22 protein-coding genes and 1 pseudogene are annotated in these 22,035 nt (G+C 72.6%); 14 read left to right on the top strand and 9 right to left on the bottom strand.

The annotated features are described in order from the left end of the window. Nucleotides 1–116 precede the first annotated feature (116 nt). A complete protein-coding gene (locus tag AB0E85_RS24620) occupies nt 117–491 on the top strand; it encodes a YchJ family metal-binding protein (protein ID WP_361930934.1) in 375 nt (124 codons plus the stop codon). Nucleotides 492–499: 8 nt separating this feature from the next. Here the strand turns inward: AB0E85_RS24620 and AB0E85_RS24615 are convergent, their stop codons facing one another. After that, nucleotides 500–1,201 (bottom strand): FadR/GntR family transcriptional regulator, encoded by a 702-nt coding sequence (locus AB0E85_RS24615; RefSeq protein WP_361930932.1) that lies wholly within the window; start codon nt 1,199–1,201, stop codon nt 500–502. Nucleotides 1,202–1,339: 138 nt separating this feature from the next. Between AB0E85_RS24615 and AB0E85_RS24610 the strand changes: the two genes are divergently transcribed. From AB0E85_RS24610 to AB0E85_RS24595, 4 genes are read left to right on the top strand one after another with little or no spacing between them, the layout of a single operon-like run. After that, nucleotides 1,340–1,858 (top strand): gluconokinase, encoded by a 519-nt coding sequence (locus AB0E85_RS24610; RefSeq protein ID WP_361930929.1) that lies wholly within the window; start codon nt 1,340–1,342, stop codon nt 1,856–1,858. A gap of 55 nt (nt 1,859–1,913) precedes the next feature. Further along, nucleotides 1,914–3,311 carry a gluconate:H+ symporter gene (locus AB0E85_RS24605; RefSeq protein ID WP_361930927.1) on the top strand — a complete coding sequence of 466 codons (1,398 nt, stop codon included), beginning with the start codon at nt 1,914–1,916 and terminating at the stop codon, nt 3,309–3,311. Between the two features lie 13 nt (nt 3,312–3,324). Continuing rightward, nucleotides 3,325–4,089: an SDR family oxidoreductase gene (locus AB0E85_RS24600; RefSeq protein WP_361930925.1), complete on the top strand. Its 765-nt coding sequence runs from the start codon at nt 3,325–3,327 to the stop codon at nt 4,087–4,089. 20 nt (nt 4,090–4,109) lie between these two features. After that, nucleotides 4,110–5,141 carry an L-idonate 5-dehydrogenase gene (locus AB0E85_RS24595; protein WP_361930922.1) on the top strand — a complete coding sequence of 344 codons (1,032 nt, stop codon included), beginning with the start codon at nt 4,110–4,112 and terminating at the stop codon, nt 5,139–5,141. 69 nt (nt 5,142–5,210) lie between these two features. Here the strand turns inward: AB0E85_RS24595 and AB0E85_RS24590 are convergent, their stop codons facing one another. The 4 genes from AB0E85_RS24590 to AB0E85_RS24575 all read right to left on the bottom strand — a co-directional run bounded on the left by AB0E85_RS24590 (nt 5,211) and on the right by AB0E85_RS24575 (nt 9,176). Then, nucleotides 5,211–5,834, bottom strand: a complete 624-nt coding sequence (locus AB0E85_RS24590; RefSeq protein WP_361930919.1) for a cytochrome b/b6 domain-containing protein — start codon at nt 5,832–5,834, stop codon at nt 5,211–5,213. Beyond that, nucleotides 5,818–6,543 carry a molybdopterin-dependent oxidoreductase gene (locus AB0E85_RS24585; protein ID WP_361930944.1) on the bottom strand — a complete coding sequence of 242 codons (726 nt, stop codon included), beginning with the start codon at nt 6,541–6,543 and terminating at the stop codon, nt 5,818–5,820. The genes AB0E85_RS24590 and AB0E85_RS24585 overlap by 17 nt, the downstream gene beginning before the upstream one ends. A 111-nt stretch (nt 6,544–6,654) precedes the next feature. Further along, nucleotides 6,655–8,190 (bottom strand): APC family permease, encoded by a 1,536-nt coding sequence (locus AB0E85_RS24580; protein WP_361930916.1) that lies wholly within the window; start codon nt 8,188–8,190, stop codon nt 6,655–6,657. 35 nt (nt 8,191–8,225) lie between these two features. After that, a complete protein-coding gene (locus AB0E85_RS24575) occupies nt 8,226–9,176 on the bottom strand; it encodes a hypothetical protein (protein WP_361930914.1) in 951 nt (316 codons plus the stop codon). 364 nt (nt 9,177–9,540) lie between these two features. On the opposite strand from AB0E85_RS24575, the gene AB0E85_RS24570 reads away from it, so the two are divergent. The 4 genes and pseudogenes from AB0E85_RS24570 (at nt 9,541) to AB0E85_RS24555 (ending at nt 11,877) form a co-directional block, all read left to right on the top strand. Next, a complete protein-coding gene (locus tag AB0E85_RS24570) occupies nt 9,541–10,446 on the top strand; it encodes a DMT family transporter (RefSeq protein WP_361930912.1) in 906 nt (301 codons plus the stop codon). A gap of 45 nt (nt 10,447–10,491) precedes the next feature. Continuing rightward, nucleotides 10,492–11,004: pseudogene (locus tag AB0E85_RS24565) on the top strand (NUDIX domain-containing protein); the annotation flags it as partial. Nucleotides 11,005–11,152: 148 nt separating this feature from the next. Then, entirely contained in the window at nt 11,153–11,545 is a 393-nt protein-coding gene (locus tag AB0E85_RS24560) for a DUF202 domain-containing protein (RefSeq protein WP_033311856.1), read from the top strand. Next, a complete protein-coding gene (locus AB0E85_RS24555) occupies nt 11,542–11,877 on the top strand; it encodes a DUF202 domain-containing protein (protein ID WP_361930910.1) in 336 nt (111 codons plus the stop codon). The genes AB0E85_RS24560 and AB0E85_RS24555 overlap by 4 nt, the downstream gene beginning before the upstream one ends. A 26-nt stretch (nt 11,878–11,903) precedes the next feature. On the opposite strand, the gene AB0E85_RS24550 is transcribed toward AB0E85_RS24555, so the two are convergent. Continuing rightward, nucleotides 11,904–12,854, bottom strand: coding sequence for an NADP-dependent oxidoreductase (locus AB0E85_RS24550; protein WP_361930907.1), 951 nt, complete (start codon nt 12,852–12,854; stop codon nt 11,904–11,906). A 199-nt stretch (nt 12,855–13,053) separates the two neighbouring features. On the opposite strand from AB0E85_RS24550, the gene AB0E85_RS24545 reads away from it, so the two are divergent. The 5 genes from AB0E85_RS24545 to AB0E85_RS24525 all read left to right on the top strand — a co-directional run bounded on the left by AB0E85_RS24545 (nt 13,054) and on the right by AB0E85_RS24525 (nt 18,757). Then, nucleotides 13,054–14,088, top strand: coding sequence for a phosphotransferase family protein (locus AB0E85_RS24545; protein ID WP_361930904.1), 1,035 nt, complete (start codon nt 13,054–13,056; stop codon nt 14,086–14,088). 5 nt (nt 14,089–14,093) lie between these two features. Further along, entirely contained in the window at nt 14,094–15,308 is a 1,215-nt protein-coding gene (locus AB0E85_RS24540) for an acyl-CoA dehydrogenase (protein WP_361930901.1), read from the top strand. A 318-nt stretch (nt 15,309–15,626) separates the two neighbouring features. Next, nucleotides 15,627–17,207 carry a PP2C family protein-serine/threonine phosphatase gene (locus AB0E85_RS24535; RefSeq protein WP_361930899.1) on the top strand — a complete coding sequence of 527 codons (1,581 nt, stop codon included), beginning with the start codon at nt 15,627–15,629 and terminating at the stop codon, nt 17,205–17,207. Beyond that, nucleotides 17,204–18,310, top strand: coding sequence for a cobalamin-dependent protein (locus AB0E85_RS24530; RefSeq protein WP_361930896.1), 1,107 nt, complete (start codon nt 17,204–17,206; stop codon nt 18,308–18,310). The genes AB0E85_RS24535 and AB0E85_RS24530 overlap by 4 nt, the downstream gene beginning before the upstream one ends. Nucleotides 18,311–18,331: 21 nt before the next feature. Beyond that, nucleotides 18,332–18,757 (top strand): STAS domain-containing protein, encoded by a 426-nt coding sequence (locus AB0E85_RS24525; RefSeq protein WP_361930893.1) that lies wholly within the window; start codon nt 18,332–18,334, stop codon nt 18,755–18,757. Here the strand turns inward: AB0E85_RS24525 and AB0E85_RS24520 are convergent. Genes AB0E85_RS24520 through AB0E85_RS24510 form a run of 3 tightly spaced genes read right to left on the bottom strand, consistent with a single transcriptional unit; the run spans nt 18,696 to nt 21,752 of the window. Beyond that, nucleotides 18,696–19,289 (bottom strand): TetR/AcrR family transcriptional regulator, encoded by a 594-nt coding sequence (locus tag AB0E85_RS24520; RefSeq protein WP_361930890.1) that lies wholly within the window; start codon nt 19,287–19,289, stop codon nt 18,696–18,698. The genes AB0E85_RS24525 and AB0E85_RS24520 overlap by 62 nt on opposite strands. A 28-nt stretch (nt 19,290–19,317) precedes the next feature. Continuing rightward, on the bottom strand, nt 19,318–20,982 hold the full coding sequence (locus AB0E85_RS24515) for an AMP-binding protein (protein ID WP_361930888.1): 1,665 nt from the start codon (nt 20,980–20,982) through the stop codon (nt 19,318–19,320). Then, nucleotides 20,979–21,752: an SDR family oxidoreductase gene (locus AB0E85_RS24510; RefSeq protein WP_361930885.1), complete on the bottom strand. Its 774-nt coding sequence runs from the start codon at nt 21,750–21,752 to the stop codon at nt 20,979–20,981. The genes AB0E85_RS24515 and AB0E85_RS24510 overlap by 4 nt, the downstream gene beginning before the upstream one ends. Nucleotides 21,753–22,035 lie beyond the last annotated feature (283 nt).

The raw sequence follows: 22,035 nt of genomic DNA, 5'->3' as shown, positions 1-22,035 counted from the left end.
TGAGGTGCTAGTGCCCTTTATCGGGCGTGGGGGTTCAAGTCCCCCCTCGGACACATGAGGCTGAGGGCCGTGACCGCGAGGTCACGGCCCTCAGGCGTTGTCGCGGAGAGGTGACCATGACCAGGCGTTCCTGCCCCTGCGGGCTCCCCGGGCCCTACGAGGCCTGCTGCGGCCGCTACCACTCCGGGGCCGCCGCCGCGCCGACCGCCGAGGCGCTGATGCGGTCGCGGTACTGCGCCTTCGTGCAGGGGGACACCGGCTACCTGCTGCGGACCTGGCATCCGCGGACGCGGCCCGGGACGCTGGAGCTGGATCCGGGGATGCGGTGGACCGGGCTGGAGATCCTGGGGACGAGCGGCGGATCCGCGTTCCACTCCGCCGGGACCGTGGAGTTCCGGGCGTCGTACCGGGGCGGGTCCCTGCACGAGCGGAGCAGCTTCGAGCGGGTCGACGGGGCCTGGGTGTACGTCGACGGGGAGTTTCCCGCCTAGGGCCTGTGCTACGGCGCCAGGATGTCGAGTTCCTGGAGGGCGCCGACCGTGATCTCGCGGGTCAGTTGCTCCGCCCGGGCGGCATCGCCCGCGCGGACCGCCTCGGCGACCTGGACGTGCAGGGTGACGGCGGCCGGGTCGGGGTCCTCGAACATCACGTCGTGCTGGGTGCGGCCGGTCAGGACCTCGGCGACGACGTCGCCGAGGCGGGCGAACATCTCGTTGCCGGAGGCGGCCAGGACGACGCGGTGGAAGGCCACGTCGTGGAGGAGGTACCCCTCCAGTTTGTGACCGCGGGAGTGGGCGACCATGCCGAGGGCGCACTCCGTGAGCTCCGCGCACTGCTCGGACGTGGCGTGCCGGGCGGCGAGGCCGGCCGCGACGGGTTCGATCGCCGAGCGCAGCACCGTGAGGGACCGCAGCTGCCCGGGGCGGTCCGCGCCGGCCAGACGCCAGCGGATGACCTGCGGGTCGTAGACGTTCCACTCGGACTTCGGGCGGACCGTCACGCCGACGCGGCGGCGGGACTCGACCAGGTACATGGACTCCAGGACACGGACCGCCTCGCGCATCACGGAGCGCGACACGTCGAAACGCTGGGCGAGCTCGTCGGTGCGCAGGACGCTGCCGGGCGGGTACTCACCCGCCGTGATCTCGGGGCCGAGGGTGTCCAGTACATGGCCGTGCAGGCCCCGGCCCGGTGTGCTCATGCACTCAGCGTACGGGGTAGATCACGGAGACAAAAAGTCAGACTTATTGAGCACGACCTCTTGAATTCGTCGTACCTAATGGGTTTCAGTTGCGTCGACATCACGTGTCGACCTCGGACAGCAGACAGTGAGGCAGCGATGAACACCCCCCATGTCGTCGTGGTCATGGGCGTAGCGGGCACCGGCAAGACCACCATCGGTCCCCTGCTCGCGGCCCGGCTCGGCGTTCCGTACGCCGAGGGCGACGACTTCCACCCGCCGGCCAACATCACCAAGATGTCCGCCGGTACCCCGCTCACCGACGAGGACCGCCTGCCCTGGCTCGACGCCATCGGCGAGTGGGCCCACGGGCGGGCCGGGCTCGGCGGGGTGGTCAGCTGCTCGGCGCTGAAACGGTCGTACCGCGACCGGCTGCGGGCCGCCGCGCCCGGCGTGGTCTTCGTGCACCTCACGGGTGACCGCGCACTGATCGAGGACCGGATGTCGCACCGGCAGGGGCACTTCATGCCCACGGCGCTGCTCGACTCCCAGTTCGCCACGCTCCAGCCCCTCGCGGCGGACGAGGCGGGGGTCGGGGTGGACGTCGCGGGCGGCCCGGAGGAGATCACCGAGCGGGCGGCGCACGCCCTGCGGGATCTCCCCGAGCCCGTTCGGTAGCCCCCCGGCGGTTTCTCCTCCCCCTCCCCTTCTCCCCAACGCAAGGGAACCCACCGTGACCAGACTCAGCGTCGAGATGCTGGCAGCGGACGCACCCGAGCCGATCACCTCGGCCGGCCACGCTCAGCTGGGCATCGCCGTCCTGGCGGGCATCGCCGTCATCGTCCTGCTCATCACCAAGTTCAAGCTGCACGCCTTCCTGGCACTGACCATCGGGTCACTGACGCTCGGCGCGATCGCCGGGGCGCCGCTGGACAAGGTGCTCACCAGCTTCAGCGCCGGCCTCGGCACCACGGTCGCGGGCGTCGGCGTGCTGATCGCCCTCGGGGCGATCCTCGGCAAGATGCTCGCCGACTCCGGCGGCGCCGACCAGATCGTCGACACCATCCTCGACCGGGCCGGCGGGCGGTCGATGCCGTGGGCGATGGTGCTGATCGCCTCGGTGATCGGGCTGCCGCTGTTCTTCGAGGTCGGCATAGTGCTGCTGATCCCGGTCGTGCTGATGGTCGCCAAGCGCGGCAACTACTCGTTGATGCGCATCGGCATCCCGGCGCTCGCGGGCCTGTCCGTGATGCACGGCCTGGTGCCGCCGCACCCCGGTCCGCTGGTCGCGATCGACGCGGTCGGTGCCGACCTCGGCATCACCCTGGCGCTCGGTGTCCTCGTCGCCATCCCCACCGTGATCATCGCCGGCCCGGTGTTCTCGAAGTACGCCGCCCGCTGGGTCGACGTCCCCGCCCCCGAGAAGATGATCCCGCAGCGGGCCTCCGAGGAGCTCGACAAGCGCCCCGGCTTCGGCGCCACGCTGTTCACGGTGCTGCTGCCGGTGATCCTCATGCTGGCCAAGGCGCTCGTCGACATCGTCGTCGACGACCCGGAGAACCTCGTCCAGCGCGTCTTCGACGTGATCGGCGCCCCGATGATCGCGCTGCTCGCCTCGGTGCTGGTCGGCATCTTCACGCTGTTGCGGCCCGCCGGGTTCTCCAAGGAGCGGGTCTCGCCGCTCGTCGAGAAGAGCCTCATGCCGATCGCGGGCATCCTGCTGATCGTCGGCGCGGGTGGCGGCTTCAAGCAGACGCTGATCGACACCGGCGTGGGACAGATGGTCCTGGACATCTCCAAGGACTGGGCGATCCCGGCGCTGCTGCTGGCCTGGCTCATCGCGGTGGTGATCCGCCTCGCGACCGGTTCGGCGACGGTGGCGACGGTCTCCGCCGCCGGTCTGGTCGCCCCGCTCGCGGCGGACATGTCGAGCACGCACGCGGCTCTCCTCGTCCTGGCCATCGGCGCCGGCTCGCTGTTCTTCAGCCATGTCAACGACGCCGGGTTCTGGATGGTGAAGGAGTACTTCGGACTGAGCGTCGGCCAGAACATCAAGACCTGGTCCGTCATGGAGACGATCATCTCGGTGGTCGCCGGCGGCATCGTCCTGCTGTTGTCCCTCGTGATCTAGGAGCGCCGCGGCGATGACGGCTCACCCTCTCTTCGACATCGGCGGCCGTACGGCCCTGGTCACCGGCTCCAGCCGGGGCATCGGACTCGCCCTCGCGCGTGGTCTGGCGGAGGCCGGCTGCACGGTCGTGCTGAACGGGCGCGACGAGGACCGGCTCGCCGAGGCGGCCGCCGGGCTGCCGGGCGACCGGGTGCACACGGCCGCGTTCGACGTGACGGACGGATCCTCGGTGGCCTCGGGGGTCGCCGAGGTCGAGGAGCGGGTGGGCCCGCTCGACATCCTCGTCAACAACGCGGGCATGCAACTGCGCGCCCCGCTGCTGGAGTTCGCCGACTCCGACTGGCACCGGATCCTGGACACCAATCTGACCAGTGCCTTCCTGGTCGGCCGTGAGGCGGCGCGCCGGATGACGGAACGCGGCCACGGGAAGATCATCAACATCTGCTCGCTACAGAGCGAGGTGGTACGGCCCGGGATCGCGCCGTACGCCGCCACCAAGGGCGCGCTGAAGATGCTCACCAAGGGCATGTGCGCGGACTGGGGTCCGAGCGGTGTGCAGGTCAACGGGCTCGGTCCGGGCTACATCGAGACCGAGCTGACCCGGCCGCTGGTTCAGGACGAGGAGTTCAGCTCCTGGGTGCGGCGGCGTACGCCGGCCGGGCGCTGGGGCCGTACGCAGGACCTGGTGGGCGGGTTGCTGTTCCTCGCCTCCCCCGCGGCGGACTTCGTCAGCGGGCAGGTGCTGTATGTCGACGGCGGTATGACGAGCGTGCTGTGACCTGCCGGGAGGCGGCTTTGATGCTGGGGTGTGTGATCCACGGTCGGGGCGACCTGCGGGTGGCGGAGCTGCCGGTGCCGGAGCCCGGGCCGGGGCAGGCGCTGGTCGCCGTGCGGTACGGCGGCGTGTGCGGATCCGATCTGCACTATTGGCAGCACGGCGGGGTCGGTGACTTCCGGCTGCGGGAGCCGATGGTGCTCGGGCACGAGGTCGTGGGGACGGTGGTGGAGTACGGCCCCGGGGCCGGGGGCCCTGCTCCGGGCACCGCCGTCGCCGTGCATCCGGCGACCCCGTGCGGGGTGTGTCCGGAGTGCGCGGGCGGGCGGCGCAACGTGTGCCGGGACACGCGCTACCTCGGCAGCGCGGCCCGTTTCCCGCACGTCCAGGGCGGTTTCGCCGCCCGAGTCGTCGTACCCGCCGAGCAGGTGCGGCCCCTGCCGCCCGGCCTCGGCCTGCGGCGGGCGGCACTCGCCGAACCGCTGTCGGTGGCGCTGCACGCGGTGCGGCGGGCCGGGAACGTGGCCGGGCGGCACGTTCTGGTGACCGGCGCCGGCCCCATCGGGTGTCTCGTGGTCGCGGCGGCGAAGGCGGCGGGTGCCGCTGAGGTGACGGTGACGGATCTCCTGCCCGAGGCGTTGGAGTACGCCCGGGGCGCCGGTGCCGGGACGGTTGTCCGCGCCGACGATCCCGACGATGCCGGGTGGCCGGACGAGGTCGACGTGGCCGTCGAGGCGTCCGGGGTGGCCGCGGGGCTCGATGCGTGTCTGCGGCGGGTGCGGCGGGGTGGGGTCGTTGTGCAGCTGGGGATGTTGCCGTCGGGGCTGAGTCCGTTCGCGGGAAACCTGGTGGTGAGCCGGGAGATCGAGCTGCGGGGGGCGTTCCGCTTCGACGGTGAGTTCGACGAGGCGTTGACGCTGCTGGCCGGGGAGCCGGCGTTCGACCGGCTGGTCAGTGCGGTGGTGCCCGTGGGGGAAGCCGAGTCTGCTTTTGCCCTGGCCGGTGATCGGAGTCGGTCCTGCAAGGTGCTGTTGGATTTCGCCCCCGCGCCGTAGACCTGACCGTCGGTACGCGTGTGCGGGTCCGTCGTGGTTGTTCGCGCAGTTCCCCGCGCCCCTGAAGACTCAAGGGCGCCACAACGGGTGCTCCCGGTCTGCCCACTCTCTGCTCACCCTGCCCGTCCGCATGCCCCTCCTGGATTCCGGGTCAGCCAGGGCCATGCCGATGTGGCCGGCCAGGACGATGCCGATGGTGAGGGCGAGCCAGTCGTGGACGAAGGTGGCGCTCGTGCGCCAGAGCAGGGGGGTGAGGTGGGTGAACCACATCATCAGGCCCGTGGCGAGCATGACCAGCGTGGCGCCGGCGATCCAGGAGGCGTAGAGCTTCTGCCCGGCGTTGAACTTCGCCGCGGGGCGGGACGCGTGGCGTTTGTCGCGGTGCAGAGCGGCACGCAGCCAGGTGCGGTCGTGCGGGCCGAAGCGGTTGAGGTGGCCGAGGTCGGCACGGAAGGCCCGGGAGGCGAGGCCGGCCAGGACGGGGACGGGCAGGGCGAGTCCCGACCACTGGTGCAGGGTGACGACCAGGGCGCGGCGGCCGACGAGTTCGGCGAGCTGGGGGACGTAGAGGCAGGCCGCGGTGATGATGCAGACACCCATCAGCGCGGCCGTGGTGCGGTGGGTCCAGCGCTGTAGCGGGGTGAAGCGGCGCACGTCGGCCGTGGCCGGTGGTGTGTCAGCTCGTAGGGGCATCGTCGCGTCCGTTCGAGCGGCCCACCCAGGCGTCGACGTCGTAGCCGCGCTCCTCCCAGTAGCCCGGCCGGACCTCGTCGGTGACGGTGATGCCGGAGAGCCACTTGGCGGACTTGTAGAAGTACATGGGCGCCACGTAGAGGCGGGCCGGGCCGCCGTGGGAGTGGCCGAGGTCCTTGTCCTGCATGCGCAGGGCGACCAGGACGTCCGCGCGGCGGGCCTGGGCGAGGGTGAGGCTCTCGGTGTAGGTGCCGTCGAAGCAGGTGAAGCGGATGGCCTTGGCCGTGGGGCGGACCCGGGCGGCGTCCAGGATCCGGGACAGGCGTACGCCCTCGAAGGGCGTGTCGGGGACGCGCCACCCCGTGACGCACTGGACGTCGCGGACCATGCGGGTCTGGGGCAGGGCCTTGAGGTCGTCGAGGGTGTAGGTCGTGGGGCGGTCGACCAGGCCGTCCACGGTGAGGCGGTAGCTGTCGGCGTTCTTGCGCGGGACGGACGCGGCGACCGAGTAGTAGCGGAAGCCGCCGCCGTTGGGGAGCAGACCGGTCAGGCCGGTCGGGTCCTTGTCGGCCGCGCCGCCGAGGAAGGCCTCCAGGCCGCGTTGCAGCGGGGGCGCGGCGACCACGCCCGCGGCGCCTAGGGCGAGGGTGCCGAGGAAGACGCGGCGGCCGATCGGGGTGCCCCGCTCTTCGGGGCGTTCGTCGCTCACACCCTTGGGTACGTCCTGGTTCACGTACTCATTCGAACACCCGCAGTCCCGGTACGACAGGGATCGCGGGTGCTCGTCAGACTTCCGTAACCACTTCTTACGCGGGCCGCGTCAGGAGGAGGCCGCCTTGTCCAGCTGGAACGCCTCGTTGCCGAGGCCGATCCGGGCGTGCTTCTCGGGGGCGCGGGCGCGCAGCACCAGGCCGAGGACCACTCCGGCGAGCGCGGCGAGGCCGATGATGCCGGGCAGCACCCAGCTCAGCGACGAGTCGGGGCCGGCGCCGACCAGCACCTCGAAGTCCTTCACCGTGTAGCCGGCGATGACCAGCAGGGCGATGCATGCGAGGGAGGACGTGACCAGCCGCCAGGCCTGGGTGCCGGCGGCGCCGCGGCGGACGAAGAAGACGACCACGGACAGGGACGCCGCCGCCATCAGCACGATCACGCCGAGGGCGCCGATGTTGCCGAACCAGGTGAACAGGTGCAGGACGGGCGCGGTCGGGTCGCCGGCCGGCTTGTCGTCGGCGATCGCGAAGGCGACCACGACCACCACGGCCACGACGGTCTGGAGCAGCGAGCCGGTGCCCGGGGCGCCGCTGCTGCCGCTGGTGCGGCCGAAGGCGGCGGGCAGCAGGCCTTCGCGGCCCATGGCGAAGGCGTAGCGGGCCACGACGTTGTGGAAGCTGAGCAGCGCGGCGAACATGCCGGTGACGAACAGGATGTGCAGGACGTCCGTGAAGGTGCCGCCGAGGCGGGACTCGGTGAGGAAGAACAGCAGCCCAGCGCTCTGCTTCTGGGACGTGCCGACGATCGCGGCGGGGCCGGTGGCCACCGTGAGGGCCCAGCTGCTCAGCGCGAAGAAGACGGCGACCCCGCCGACGGCGAGGAACATCACGCGCGGCACCAGGACGTGCGGGCGGCTGGTCTCCTCGGCGTAGACCGGGGCCTGCTCGAAGCCGAGGAACGCGGCGATGCAGAAGCACAGCGCGGTGCCGACGCCCGCGCCGGTGAGGGTATCGGGGTTGAAGGCGTGCAGCGACAGGCCCTCCTTGCCGGGGTCGGCGATCGCGGCTACGTCGAAGACGACGACGAGGAGCACCTCGATGACCAGCAGCACGCCCAGCACACGGGCGTTGACGTCGATCTTCAGCCAGCCGAGCAGCCCGACGGCGAGCGCGGCCACGAGCGCCGGTATCCACCAGGCGATCTGCACGTCGGCGTAGGTGGCGAGGAGCCCGGAGACCTCGAAGCCGAAGATGCCGTAGATGCCGACCTGGAGCGCGTTGTAGGCGACGAGGGCCACCAGGGCGGCGCCCGCGCCGGCGGTGCCGCCGAGGCCTCGGGAGATGTACGCGTAGAAGGCGCCCGCGTTGTGGACGTGGCGGCTCATCTCGGCGTATCCGACGCTGAACAGGATCAGGACGACGCCGAGGACGACGAAGAGCAGCGGCTGGCCGACGATGCCCATCACCGCGAATGTAGTGGGCATGACACCCGCGACCACCATGAGCGGGGCGGTCGCGGCGAGGACCGAGAGCAACAGGCCCCCGGTGCCGAGCCGGTCGGCGCGCAGGGCGCGCTCCTCCCCCTTGAACGTACTGATGCCGCCGGAGGCGGTGGTGCTCGTTCTCGAACTGTCCGTGGTCATCGGGGGAGCGTCCTCACTCTTCTGGTCGGGGGGGGTCAGGCCGTGCCGAGCGCGCCGGCGCGGGCGGCGGCGAAGGCGGTGTGCGGGTCGCGGTCCGGGTACGACCAGGGCGCCGGGGTGGCGTGGCGGCCGATCCGGTGGAACAGGGCGGCGGCCTCGGCGCCCCGCCCCTCGCAGAACTTGGCGTGGGCGAGGAAGTTCAGGTCGATCAGCCGCCGCGGGTGCCCCTCCAGCTCCCACTCCAGCCACCAGTCGAAGGCCGCCTTCATGACCTGGCGGGCGCGGCGGCCCGTCCAGTGGCCCGAGGCGGCCGGGTCGGCGGGTTCCTGCCCGGCGGCGGCCAGCACGCGGTAGCGCTCGGCGTGTGCGATGACCGGCAGGATCGCGAGCGGGGAGTCGGCGGGCGCCTGCTCGGCGGCCCAGCCGGCGAAGTCGTAGACCTCGTGCAGCGGGTCCGGGCCGGCCTCGGCGCGGCGGCCGGCGAGGTGGGCGACCATCAGGTGGTGGGCGTGGTGGTGGTCGCTGTACCGACCGCGGACCGCCTCGAAGGTGCGGACCACGTCCTGGTCGCCGCCGACCGCGCACTCCAGCATGAGCAGGCCGAGCCAGGGGGTGGGGTCGGCGGGGGCTCGGGCCACCGCGGCCTGGCAGGCCTCGCGGGCGTGGACCGGCTTGGCCTTGCCGTGCAGGGCGCGCCGGACCTGGGCGAGGGCGAGCAGCACGGCGGCGTCGGCGGACTCGGGTTCGGCGAGCAGCCACTCCCGGGCCCACGCGGCGCAGGAGGACTCCCGGGCGAGGACGGTGACACGGTGGCCGCGCCGGTCCCAGTCGTCCCCGGTGTGCACCAGCAGGGACCGGGCGTTCTGCCAGCGGCCCTGCACGAGTGCCGTGCGCGCGGCCACGAGGTCGGCGTCGTCGAGGGCCTCGTCGAAGGCCTGCGCGGCACGTCTGCGGCCACGGCCGAGGGGAGGCGGGGGTGGGGACACCGCGGGACTTCCTCACGCGCTCTTCTGGTGTTTCGGCTCACGGCGGCAGAGGGAGCGCGGATGTGCGCATTGCCATGAACTGATCACGCACAGCCAACCCCCCGCCAATGGTCGTCGTCAAGGCCCGTCAGGGCGTTACACGCGTCAACTCCCGCCACTTGTGAGGATTTTGTGATCCGAGAGACAGGCGGGACCCGTGTGAGCGGCATCCGATTTTTCCGTTTCGCCCTTTGTGACGTACGTCATAGCGTGGGCTGCCGCGGCCCCCGACGATGGCATGACGTACGGGCACGCCGGGCGGAGCCGGCCGGTACAGTCGGCCCCTACGCAACCGTGACCCGACCTGACGATCGAGGTACACCGCGTGTCGGTTCCAGTACTGGCGCTCGCCCTGGGCGCCGCCTGCTGCCTGGGCTTCGGCTTCGTCCTCCAGCAGAACGCGGCTCAGCGTGCCCCGCTGAGCGACTTCCTCTCCTTCCGCCTGCTGATCGACCTCGTGAAGGTGCCGCGCTGGCTCGGCGGCATCGCGCTGATGGTGGTCGGCATGGGGCTCGGCGCCGCCGCGCTGGGGCAGGGCGAGCTGTCGCTGGTGGAGCCGCTGCTGGCGACGAACCTGCTCTTCGCCCTCGCGCTCTCCCGCAAGCAGACCCGGCAGCCACTGGGCCGCCAGGGCTGGGCGGGCCTCCTCCTGCTGGCCGGCGGGGTCACGGCGTTCATCGTGGCGGGCCGGCCGGAGGGCGGTGCCGCGACGGCCGATCCGGTCCGGCAGTGGGTGATCATCGGGGTCATGATCGGGCTCGCCCTGCTGCTGACGACGCACGGCAAGCGGACCCGCCTCGGCTCGGGCCCGGTCCTGCTGGCGCTGGCCGCCGGACTGCTCTACGGCGTGCAGGACGCGCTGACCCGGGTCAGCGGGCAGAAGGCCGCCGAGGGCGGCCTCGCCGAGCTGCTCACCGGCTGGGAGCCGTACGCCGTCCTCGCGCTGGGCGTCACGGGGCTGGTCCTCGTGCAGAGCGCGTTCGAGACCGCCTCCCTGCGCAAGTCGCTGCCCGCCCTGACCGCGGCGCAGCCGCTCGCCGGGATCATCTGCGGCGTCGGCTTCCTGGGCGACCGGCTGCGCACCGACGCGATGGCCCTGGGCTGGGAGGCCGGTGGTCTGCTGGCCGTGGTCGCCGGGATCGTGCTTTTGGGCCTGCACCCCGCGATGCCGCAGGGGGCGCCGGAGCGGGCACGGGTGGCCGCACCCGCGGTGAGCCCGGCCTCGCCCTGACGGGCACCGCCCCGGAGGGGGCGCGCACCCTGCTTGGATGAGGGCATGAGCGCTGCCGACGAGATCCTCGACATCGTGGACGAGCACGACCAGGTCATCGGGCAGTTCCCCCGCGGCGAGGTGTACGCCCGGGGACTGCGCCACCGCTGTGTGTTCATCCAGGCCCGGGACGCCGAGGGCCGCGTCTTCGTGCACCGGCGCACTCCCGCCAAGCTGGTCTTCCCCTCCCTCTACGACATGTTCGTCGGCGGGGTCGTCGGCGCGGGCGAGTCCTACGCGTCGGCCGCCCTGCGCGAGGCCGAGGAGGAACTGGGCGTGAGCGGCCTGCCGCAGCCGCGGCACCTCTTCACGTTCCTCTACGACGACGGCTCCGGCCGGAGCTGGTGGTCGGCGGTCCACGAGGTGCGCTGCGAGCTGCCCGTGCGGCCGCAGGCCGAGGAGGTGGCCTGGTACGACTTCCTGCCCGAGGCCGAGATCGAGCGGCGCCTCGGCGACTGGGAGTGGGTGCCGGACGGGCTGGCGGCGTACGAGCGGCTCAAGGCGTTCCGGTCGGACGGCCCGGGCGGCCCGGACGGCCCGGACGGCTCGGACGGCCCGGACGGCCCGGACGGCCCGGACGGCTCGGACGGCCCGGACGGCTCGGACGGCTCGGGCGGCTCGGGCGGCTCGGGCGGAGCCGGACGGGCCGCCGGGTAGGGTCGCGCACGTGATCGAGTTCGTACGGAACGTCCGGTTGTGGTTCGTGCCGGCGGAGGTCCGGGAGGACGGCGAGACGCCCGACTACCGGTTCTCGCTGGCCAACGAACGCACTTTCCTGGCCTGGCTGCGCACCGCGCTCGCGCTGATCGGCGGTGGTTTCGCCGTGGACCAGTTCCTGCCGGACCTGCGCTGGGCCTGGCGGGTCGGGCTGGCGCTCGCGCTGCTGGGCGCCGGCGTGCTGTGCTCGCTGCGGGCCGTCAACCACTGGGTGCGCTGCGAGCGGGCCATGCGCCGGGGCGAGGACCTGCCGGTGTCCCGCTTCCCGGCGTTGCTGAGCCTCGTCGTCGCGGTCGTGGCCGTCGCCATGGTCCTGGTGGTGCTCGTGGGGTGGGAGGGGTGAGCGGGCCGGCAGTAGGGCGGCAGGACCCCGACCGCGACCCCGGGCTTCAGCCCGAGCGGACCAGGCTCGCGTGGCGGCGTACGACGCTGTCGGGCACGGTCGTCGCCGTGCTCGCGGTGAAGACCGTGCTGCACGGCGGGGCCTCGGCGGCCGGGGTCACAGCGGGCGCGCTGTGCTGTGTGCTCTGGCTGGGCTTCCTGAGCGTCGCCCACCGGCGCATCCGCACCCTCGCGGCCACCCCGAGCCCCGCGGCCTTCGCACCGCGGCACGCGGCGGCCGCGGTGCTGTGCACGGTGGCGATGGCGGTGTGCGGGGCCGCCCTCGTCCTCTAGGGCGACTCCTTCAGGGCAGTTCCCCCTCAGCCGCCCTCGCCCTCGCTCTCCCGGTCCACCGTGACGACGATCTTGCCGCGGGTGCGGCCCTCCTGGTTCAGCCGGTGCGCGTCCGCCGCCCGCTCCAGGGGGAACGTCGCGTCGACGTGCACGCTCACCACGCCCTGCTCCGCCAGGTCGGCCAGGCGCCGGAGGTCCTGCGCGTCGGGGCGGACGAAGTAGTAACGGCCGCCGTAGTCGACCACGTCGTTGTCGGCGATCGAGACCAGGCGGCCCTCGGGGGCCAGCAGGTTCGCCGACACCTTCAGCGCGTCCCCGCCGACGGTGTCGAACACGGCGTCCACGCCCTCCGGGGCCAGCCCGCGCACCCGCTCGCCGAGGCCCTCGCCGTACACCACCGGCTCCCCGCCGAGGCCCCGCACGAAGTCGTGGTTGGCCTCGCTCGCCGTGCCGATCACCCGGGCACCGAGGTGGACGCCGAGCTGCACGGCGATCGAACCGACGCCCCCGGCGGCGGCGTGCACCAGGACGGTCTCGCCCCGCTTCACCTGGAGCACGTTGATCAGCACCTGGTAGGCGGTGAGCCCGACCAGCGGCAGCCCGGCCGCCTCCTCGAAGGAGAGGTTGCGTGGCTTGCGCGCGAGGGTGCGCAGGGGCGCGGCCACGTACTCGGCGAAGGTGCCGCGGGAGAGGAAGTCCTCGCGCACGTACCCGATGACCTCGTCCCCGACGTCGAACTCCGAGACGGCCACGCCGGGCCGCACCACGACGCCCGAGACGTCCCAGCCGGGCACCACGGGGAAGACCGGGGCGAGGATCCCGTCGAGGTATCCCTCGCGGGCCTTCCAGTCGACGGGGTTCACGGCCGCCGCCCGCACCTTCACGAGCACCGCGTCCGGGCCGACCTTCGGATCGCGGACCTCGCCGAACGCCAGGACCTCGGGTCCGCCGTACCGTGAGTAGCTGATGGCCTTCATGGGTCCGACCTTCCGGGCTCGTCGCACCGAACGCAAGCCGGATGACCTGAACGAACCGGCCGAAACCTCCCCGGCGCCTCGCGGACGGTGTCGTCGGCCTATCGTGGCTCCGATCACGTTTCGGTCCCGCTCTGGACGACATACCGACCGGTCGGCATCATGAGTCGGGCACTGTCCACCCCGCCCGTAGGAGCGACGCATGAGCCCCGACCATCCGCCCGGACTGGATCTCGACCGGTTGCGCGGCCTGCTCGACCGCGAGCGGCCGGGCCTGGTGAACGGCCCGCTGTCCGGCCGGCTCATCGAGGGCGGACGGTCGAACCTCACCTACGCGGTCTCCGACGGCACCTCCCGGTGGGTCGTGCGCCGGCCCCCGCTCGGCCACGTCCTGGCCACCGCGCACGACATGAAGCGCGAGCACCGGGTGATCAGCGCGCTGCACCCGACCGCCGTGCCGGTCCCGGAGCCGGTGCTCCTGTGCGAGGACGAGGAGGTGCTCGGGTCGCCCTTCTACGTCATGGAGTTCGTCGACGGCACCCCCTACCGCACCGCCGACCAGCTTCTCCCGCTCGGCGCCGAGCGGACCCGGGGCGCGGTGCTGAACCTCGTCGACACGCTGGTGGAGCTGCACGCGGTCGACCCGGGCGAGGTGGGCCTGGCGGACTTCGGCCGGCCCGAGGGCTTCCTGGACCGGCAGCTGCGGCGCTGGGGCAAGCAGCTGGACGCCTCCCGCAACCGCGACCTGGACGGCATCGACGAGCTGCACGCGGCCCTCGGGCGTGAGCTGCCCGACTCCCCCGCCCCGGCCGTCGTGCACGGCGACTACCGGCTCGACAACGTGCTGATCGGTGAGGACGACTCGATCCGGGCGATCCTCGACTGGGAGATGTCGACCCTGGGCGACCCGCTCACCGACCTGGGCCTGCTGGTGATGTACAGCATGCCGCTCGGCATGCCCGAGTCGCCCGTCTCCACGACCGCCGAGGCGCCGGGGCATCCCGCGCCGTCGGAACTGATCGAGCGGTACGCAGCGCGCTCCGGCCGCGACGTCTCCGCGGTCTCCTGGTACACGGCGTTCGCCTGGTTCAAGCTCGCCGTGATCCTCGAAGGCATCCACTACCGCTACACGCTGGGCCAGACGGTCGGGCGCGGCTTCGACCGCATCGGCGACCTCGTGCCCGTCTTCGTCCGGCACGGACTGACCACGCTCCACGAAGGCCTCCAGGAGGGCTGATCCAGATGGACTTCGCTTTCGACGCGCGCACCGAAGAGCTGCGCGCCAAGCTCCTCGCCTTCATGGACGAGTACGTCTACCCCGCCGAGGCGGTCGCGCACGAGCAGCGCGAGCGGCTGGCCTCGCCCTGGGAGACCGTGCCCGTGGTGGAGGAGCTCAAGGCCGAGGCCCGCCGGCAGGGGCTGTGGAACCTCTTCCTGCCGGACTCCGAGTACGGGGCCGGGCTGACGAACCTCCAGTACGCGCCGCTCGCCGAGATCATGGGCCGCTCCCCGCAGCTGGCGCCGACGGTGACGAACTGCGCGGCGCCCGACACCGGGAACATGGAGGTGCTCACCCAGTTCGGCGACGAGCAGCAGCGCAAGCAGTGGCTGGAGCCGCTGCTGGCCGGTGAGATCCGCTCGGCGTTCGCGATGACCGAGCCGGACGTGGCCTCCTCGGACGCCACCAACATCACCACGCACATCGAGCGGGACGGCGACGAGTACGTCATCACGGGCCGCAAGTGGTACATCTCCGGGGCGATGCACCCCGACTGCAAGATCTTCATCGTGATGGGCAAGACCGACCCGGACGGGGAGGACATCCGCCGCCAGCAGTCGATGGTGCTGGTGCCGCGCGACACCCCGGGCGTCACCATCAAGCGGGCCATGCAGGTGTTCGGGTACGAGGACCACTACCACGGCGGTCACGCCGAGGTGATCTTCGACCACGCGCGCGTGCCGGTGTCGAACCTGGTCGGTGAGGAGGGCGGCGGTTTCGCCATCGCGCAGGCGCGGCTCGGCCCCGGGCGGATCCACCACTGCATGCGGCTGATCGGCATGGCCGAGCGGGCGATCGAGCTGATGTGCCGCCGCGCGGTGTCCCGCAACGCGTTCGGGAAGGCGCTGGCGCAGCAGGGTGTGGTGCACAACTGGATCGCGGACGCGCGGGTGACGGTGGAGCAGCTGCGGCTGCTGGTGCTGAAGACCGCGTGGCTGATGGACACGGTGGGCAACCGCGGTGCGCACACCGAGATCCAGTCCATCAAGATCGCCACACCGCGGGCGGTGGTGGACATCCTCGACCGGGCGATCCAGCTGCACGGCGCCGGCGGGGTGAGCCAGGACTTCCCGCTGGCGGAGCTGTACGCGGGGGCGCGGACCCTGATGATCGCGGACGGGCCGGACGAGGTGCACCAGCGGTCGCTGGCACGGCGGGAGCTCAAGCGGTACCTGTGACGCGGTGCGGGCGGCGGGGTGTCACCCCCGCCGCTCCGTGCGTCCCGGCGGGCGGAGAGGGCCGGCCCGGGTTGTGGACGGGATGTGAAACTTCGCACGGTCTCGTGACGGGCCATCGGGGTACGGAGCCGTTTTCGGGGGGTGAGCCGCCCGGGAACCGTCCTTCGCCGCACCCCGGGCGGGTCCGGTGGTTGCACCGCACACCCGGTCTGCGGGACTGTGCATCGAGAACAGTCCCGTCTTCGCAAAGTGAGGTGTGGGTCACGCGTAGGGGCCCCGTCCATGACTTCTTCCCCTGCCAGGCCCCGCACCGATGGCGTGAGCACTGTGAGCGTCGCCTCCGCCCCCTGCCCGGTGGTGGTCCTGGACGCGGACGGGCACCTCGCGGAGCTCAACGACGCGGCCGGTGCCCTGCTGCCCGCCGCGCGCGTCGGGCAGCCGCTGTCCTCCCCCGCCTGGCTCGCCGCCGCGGACCGGACCCGGCCCGTCCCGGTCAGCGGTGAGGTGGGCGAGCGGTCGTTCTCGGCGCAGCCGTCCGTCCTCGCGGACGGCCGCACGGTCTGGTGGCTGCTGGACGAGACCGCCTACCGTTTCGCGGTGGCGGAGCTGGCGGCCGAGCGCGGACGCACCCGGTTCCTCACCGAGGCCTCCACCGCTCTGCTGGCCTCGCTGAACCTCGAACGGTGCATGGAGGTCACGGCGCGCCTGGCCGCGGAGCATCTGGCGGACGCCGCACTGGTCATCTCGCCGACCGCTGCGAAGGCCCTGCCGGTGGTCGCCTGCGACCACCGGCGTGAGCTCAGCCGCAGCACGGTGTCCGAGGCGCCGGATTCCGTGCCCGGACTGGCCGAGGCGCTGCGGGGCTTCCCGCCGGTGCCCTCGCGGTGGATCGACCCCGCGACGGCCCCGGAGTGGCTGATCCCGGCGGGATTCGGCGAGGTCGGCTCGCTCGTGATCACCCCGCTTCCGGGTCTCGGCGTACCGGCCGGGGCACTGGTGCTGCTGCGCCGGGCGCAGCAGGACGCGTTCACCGAGGCGGAGGAGTCACTGGCCGGGCTGTTCGCCGCCCGGGCCGGCGCGGCGATGTCGGCCGCCCGCCTCTACGCGGAACAGAACTCGATCTCCGAAACCCTCATGCGGGAGCTCCTGCCGCCCACCCTGCGGCAGGTGGAGGGCGTGGAGTTCGCCGGCGGCTACCGGGCCAGCAGGGACACCGAGCGCATCGGCGGCGACTTCTACGACGTCCACCCGCCCGCGGAGGACTCCCCCGAGACCCTCGTCGTGCTCGGGGACGTGGCCGGCAAGGGGCTGGAGGCCGCGGTGCTCACGGGCAAGATCCGCAACACGCTGCACGCCCTGCTGCCGATGGCCGACGACCACGCGAGGATGCTGCGGCTGGTGAACAACGCCATGCGCACCAGCCACCACACCCGTTTCGCCACGCTCGTGATGGCCTCGGTCCGCCGGGAGGAGCGCGAGGTGGCGCTGCGGCTCACGTCCGCCGGGCATCCCGCGCCACTGATCATCCGGCGGGACGGGACCGTGGAGGAGGCCGACACGGGCGGCACCCTGATCGGGGTGCTGCCGGCCATCACCTCCCGGACCGCTCGGGTCCGGCTGGCTCCGGGGGAAACCTGCCTGCTGTTCACCGACGGCGTCACCGAGGCCAGGGGCGGCCCGCTGGGCGACACCATGTTCGGCGACCAGCGCCTCAAGCGGGCGGCCGCCGAGTGCGCCGGCATGCCGGCGCAGGCGGTCGTCGAGCGCGTCCAGATGGTCACCTCGCAGTGGATCGGCGGCGGACGCCACGACGACATCGCCGTTCTGGCCATCACCGCGCCCCGCGGTGCCCATCTCAGCGCGGTGGACGGGGCGACCCGGGGCAGGTACACGGCATGACCGGACGCATCACCGACCTCGACGACGCACCGGGCCGCCACGGGGTCGGCGCCCGTCTCTGCGCACCGCACGACGACAGCACGTCCGCGCCGTGGGCGGACCGACTGTGGGCCGCCGTCCGGGCCGGGGACGAGTACGCGGCCGTCGACGTCGTCACCGACGCCCTGGCCGCGGGTCTGGAGCCCGAGGCGGTGCTGCTGGACGTGATCGGCGCCGTGCAGCACAAGGTCGGCATCGAGTGGGCGGCCAACCGTATGAGCGTGGCCGACGAGCACGCCGCCACCGCCATCAACGACCGGGTCATCGCCGTCCTGCCGGCCCGCCGTCCGGCGTCCGCCCGGGGCCGGATCACGGTCGCCTGCGTGGACCAGGAGTGGCACGCCCTGCCCGCGCGCCTGGTGTCCGAGACGCTGCGGCTGCGGGGCTGGCAGGTGGACTACCTCGGCGCGCAGGTCCCCACCGCGCATCTGATCGGCCACGTCCACCGCACCGGGCCGGACGCGGTGTGCCTGTCCAGCTCGCTGCCCACCCGGCTGCCCCTCGCGCACAGCGCGATCACCGCCGTCCAGGCGGCCGGCACCCCGGTCATGGCCGGCGGCCTCGCCTTCGGTACCGACGGCCGCTACGCCCGCCTGCTGGGGGCCGACGCCTGGGCTCCCGACGCACGTGCGGCCGGGGACCGGCTCGCGGCCGGTCCGCTGACCCGGCCGGTCCCCGCCCATCAGGCGATCGACGACCTGCCGCACCTGGGCGACCAGGAGTACACGCTGGTCGCGGGGTCCTCCACCCGGCTGGTGCGTGACACCTTCCAGCGCCTGGAGCGGCACATCCCCGCGATGCGGGGCTACAGCGACGAGCAGCGCGAGCGTACGGCCGAGGACATCGCCCACATCGTCGGCTTCCTGGCGGCCGCCCTGTACGTGGACGCCGACGACGTCTTCACCGGCTTCCTCGTGTGGACCGCCGAAGTGCTCACCGCACGCCGGGTGCCGGCGCGCTCGCTGCTGCCGTGCCTGGACCTGCTGGAGGAGCAGCTGCACGACTTCCCGCGCGCCCGCCGGATCCTCCACGCCGGGCGTACCGCGCTCGCCCCCTGTCCCTGACCCCGAGACGCTGGACGAACCGTGACCCCCTCATTCGGCACCGGCCCGCACGCCGTGCGCCTGGCCCTCACCGGCGACCTGGACTACGACACCTGCGGGGAACTGCTCCAGCGGGTACGGACGGCTCTCGACGACGGCGAGGGTGTCGAGGAACTGCACCTGGACTGCGGGGCGCTGGGGACGGTCGACTCCATGGGTCTGTCGACCCTGCTCCAGATCCACCGCTCCGCGGGCCGGGACGGCATCGCCTTCCACCTGGACGACATCGGCCCGGCCCTGCGGCGCCTGCTCGAACTCACCGGCACCTACGAGCACCTGACGACTCCCCGGCGGTCCGGGTCGCCGGAGGGCTCCGGGCCGCCCGGTGCCGAGGAGGAGGCGGCCGCTACGGGCGCAGGGCGCGCAGCAGCAGATCGGCCAGGTGGTCCGCGACCTGCTGGGGCGTGAGGGGGCCGTCGGGGCGGTACCACGTCGACAGGTGGTGGACCGAGCCGAAGTGGTAGTCGACCACGAGGTCCGCCGGGGTCGCCGTGGAGAAGACGCCCGACTCCTGGCCCTCCTCCACGAGCGCGCGGAAGCGTTCGTGGTAGCGGCGGCGTTCGGCGCGCACCTGCTTGTCCTTCTCGGGGCTGAGGTGGTGCATCGAACGCCAGAAGATCATGGCGTCGTCGAGGTTCTCGATGGTCGTCACCACGACGTCCGCGGCGGCGTGCCGCAGCCGCTTCTCGACCGGCTCGTCGGCGCCGGCCACGGCGTCCAGCCGTTCCTGCTGGATGCGCAGCACGCGCGCGTACACCTCGTGCAGCAGGTCGTCCTTGGAACCGAAGTAGTGGTAGAGCGCTCCCTTGGTGACGCCGGCCGCCTCGACGATCTCCTGCACCGAGGTGCGGTCGTAGCCCTGCTCGGCGAAGAGCCGGGTGGCGGCGGCGAGGAGCCGCTGAGGCACGGGCGTGCCGTCCGAGTCCGTGGTCCTGGGCACTGCCGCCACCTGCCTTTCCGTTCTGTTGTCAGTCGCCTTGCGTACGGGAACGAAGTTCCCGACGGAGGATCTTCCCACTGGCCGTCTTCGGCAAGTCCGGCAGGATCTCCACCTGACGCGGATATTTGTAGGCGGCCAGTCTCTCCTTGCAGTAGGCGGCGAGTGCATCCGGGTCCGTGTCGGCGTCCGGACGCAGGCTGATGTAGGCCTTGACGGTCTCCCCGCGATACCCGTCCGGCACCCCCACGACGGCGGCCTCGCGCACCGCCGGGTGCGTGTAGAGGACGTCCTCGACCTCGCGCGGCCACACCTTGAAGCCGGACGCGTTGATCATGTCCTTCTTGCGGTCGACGACGTAGAGCCAGCCCTGCTCGTCCATGAAACCGATGTCGCCGGTGCGCAGTTCGCCGCCGGGGAACGTGGCGGCGGTGGCGTCGGGGCGGCGCCAGTAGCCGGGCACGACCTGCGGCCCGGCGACGACGATCTCGCCCTGCTCACCGAAGGGCACCTCCGCGCCGGCGTCGTCGACGATCCGGACGACCGTGTCGGGGCCGGGCAGTCCCACGGCGAGGGTCCCGGACGCGGGGTCGACCGGCGCCTGAAGGTGGGGCGGCACCGAGGCGCAGGGCGCGGTGCACTCGGTCAGGCCGTAGCCGTTGCGAATGTACGGCCCGAAACCGGCCCGGAACTTCTCCACCAGGGCGGGCGGCAGCGGGGCGCCGCCCGAGGAGATCACCCGGAAGGAGGAGAAGTGGTCACGGGTGACGGAGGGGTGAGCCGCCAGCGCCATGAAGGCCGTGGACGGACCGACGGTGTAGTGCGGGCGGTGCTCGGCGAAGGCGTCCAGCACGACGCCCGACTCGAAGCGGTAGGCCAGCACCAGCGTGCCCGCGCTGTTCAGGCAGGCGCCGAGCTGGCAGACCATGCCGGTGATGTGGAACAGCGGCGCCAGCGCGAAGTACACCGGCCGCTCGGGCAGTCCCAGCCCGGTCCTCTGGCGCTCGGCGTTGTACATGATGTTGCCGTGCGTGTTGGTGGCGCCCTTGGGCGTGCCGCTCGTGCCCGAGGTGTAGCTGATCAGCGCGATGTCGCAGGCGCCCGGGTCCCGATCCTCGGGCGCCGTGTGCCCGGCCCGCGCGACGGCTGTCAGGTCGTCGGCGTCCGGGGCCTGCGGCAGGCGTTCGAAGGTGAGCACGCGCGCGTCGTCGCGGCTCTGGAAGTCCAGCTCGCAGCCGGTGAGCACGATCCGCACGGGCGAGTCCGCCGCCGTCTCGCGCAGGTACGACTCCCAGGCCCGGTCCGAGCAGATGAGCGCGGCGACCTCGCCGTCGCGCAGGACGTGGGCCACCTCTCCGGACTTGTACATCGGGTTGACGGGCACGACGACCGCGCCCGCCTTCCACGCGCCCAGCAGGGCGAGCACGAAGTGCGGGGAGTTCTGGAGCAGCACCGCGACCCGGTCGCCGCGCCGCAGGCCGCGGGCCGCGAGGTGCCCGGCTACGGAGTCGCTGAGCTCGTCGACCTCCCGGTAGGTCAGCCGGCCGTCGAAGTAGGCCAGGAAGTCGCTGCCGGGCGTCTCGGCCGCGGCGGCGCGCAGGGCGTGCACGAGGGAGGCGGCCGGGCTGATCGTGTCCTTCTGGGCCTCGCTGAGCAGGCCGAGCCAGGGCTTGGCGGCGTAACGGGACGCGGTCACCGGGCCTCCTCCCACTGCTGCTGGATGCGGTTCATGCCGGACAACCACCGGTCGGGGTCACCGGCCCGGGCCTGATGGTATGCGGCGACCTCGGGGTGCGGGAGGATCAGGAACCGCTCCTCCGCGATGCCCTGGAGCAGGGCGTCCGCGACGGCATCCGGCTCGATGGCGGTCGGCCGGAGCACCAGGTCGCCCGCGCTGCCGGTGGCGGCCAGCATGTCGGTGCGCACCCCCTGCGGGCAGATGGCGTGGACCTGCACCCCGCGGTGCCGGTAGGTCAGTGACAGCCACTCGGCGAAGGCGAGCGCGCCGTGCTTGGTGACGGCGTAGGGCGCCGCGCCGATCATCGTGAGCAGTCCGGCGGCGGACACGGTGGAGACGAACCGGCCGCTGCCGCGCTCCAGCCAGGCGGGCAGCAGCTCCTGGGCGGCCCGCACATGGGCCATGACGTTCACGTCCCAGGACAGGGCCCACGCCTTCTCGTCCAGCGGCTGCCCGGGCTCGATGCCGTCGGCGGCGACACCGGCGTTGGCGCAGTAGACGTCGACGGTGCCGCCGAGTGCGTCGCGGGCGTCGCCGACGATCGCCGAGGCGTCGCCGGGCACGGCGATGCCGCCGATGTCGCCGGCGACCTGCTTGGCCCGCTCGGCGTCGAGGTCGTTGACGACGACCCGGGCCCCTTCGGCGGCGAACCGCCGCGCGAGCGCGGCCCCGATCCCGCCGCCGGCCCCCGTGACAACGACTCCGGCCTCTTGAAAGGCTCCCACCATCGGTCTCCTCAGTCGCGGCTCACAGCAATGGCGCCAGACTAACCGGTCGGTATGTACCAGGGAAGGGGCACCGCCCACGCCCCTGAACGGGCCGCGGGGAACGCCCTGACGGGACCGCCGGGAACGCGCTGACAGGGGCGCGGGGAACTGCGCGACAAGCCACAGACCGCCCCGCAGCCTCCCCACAACCCGCGGAAACACAAACCGCACCCAGCCGAAACACCCTGAAAGGGGCGCGGGGAACTGCGCGACAAGCCACAGACCGCCCCGCAGCCTCCCCACA

This window comes from Streptomyces sp. NPDC029044 (assembly GCF_040637495.1).
Classification (GTDB): Bacteria; Actinomycetota; Actinomycetes; order Streptomycetales; family Streptomycetaceae; genus Streptomyces.
This window is presented reverse-complemented; position numbering and strand designations above follow the sequence as displayed.

Coding starts and splice junctions, on each gene's coding strand:
- AB0E85_RS24620 (WP_361930934.1), top strand. CDS start 117: ATGACCAGGCGTTCCTGCCCCTGCGGGCTCCCCGGGCCCTACGAGGCC.
- AB0E85_RS24615 (WP_361930932.1), bottom strand. CDS start 1,201: ATGAGCACACCGGGCCGGGGCCTGCACGGCCATGTACTGGACACCCTC.
- AB0E85_RS24610 (WP_361930929.1), top strand. CDS start 1,340: ATGAACACCCCCCATGTCGTCGTGGTCATGGGCGTAGCGGGCACCGGC.
- AB0E85_RS24600 (WP_361930925.1), top strand. CDS start 3,325: ATGACGGCTCACCCTCTCTTCGACATCGGCGGCCGTACGGCCCTGGTC.
- AB0E85_RS24595 (WP_361930922.1), top strand. CDS start 4,110: ATGCTGGGGTGTGTGATCCACGGTCGGGGCGACCTGCGGGTGGCGGAG.
- AB0E85_RS24590 (WP_361930919.1), bottom strand. CDS start 5,834: ATGCCCCTACGAGCTGACACACCACCGGCCACGGCCGACGTGCGCCGC.
- AB0E85_RS24580 (WP_361930916.1), bottom strand. CDS start 8,190: ATGACCACGGACAGTTCGAGAACGAGCACCACCGCCTCCGGCGGCATC.
- AB0E85_RS24550 (WP_361930907.1), bottom strand. CDS start 12,854: ATGAAGGCCATCAGCTACTCACGGTACGGCGGACCCGAGGTCCTGGCG.
- AB0E85_RS24545 (WP_361930904.1), top strand. CDS start 13,054: ATGAGCCCCGACCATCCGCCCGGACTGGATCTCGACCGGTTGCGCGGC.
- AB0E85_RS24540 (WP_361930901.1), top strand. CDS start 14,094: ATGGACTTCGCTTTCGACGCGCGCACCGAAGAGCTGCGCGCCAAGCTC.
- AB0E85_RS24530 (WP_361930896.1), top strand. CDS start 17,204: ATGACCGGACGCATCACCGACCTCGACGACGCACCGGGCCGCCACGGG.
- AB0E85_RS24510 (WP_361930885.1), bottom strand. CDS start 21,752: ATGGTGGGAGCCTTTCAAGAGGCCGGAGTCGTTGTCACGGGGGCCGGC.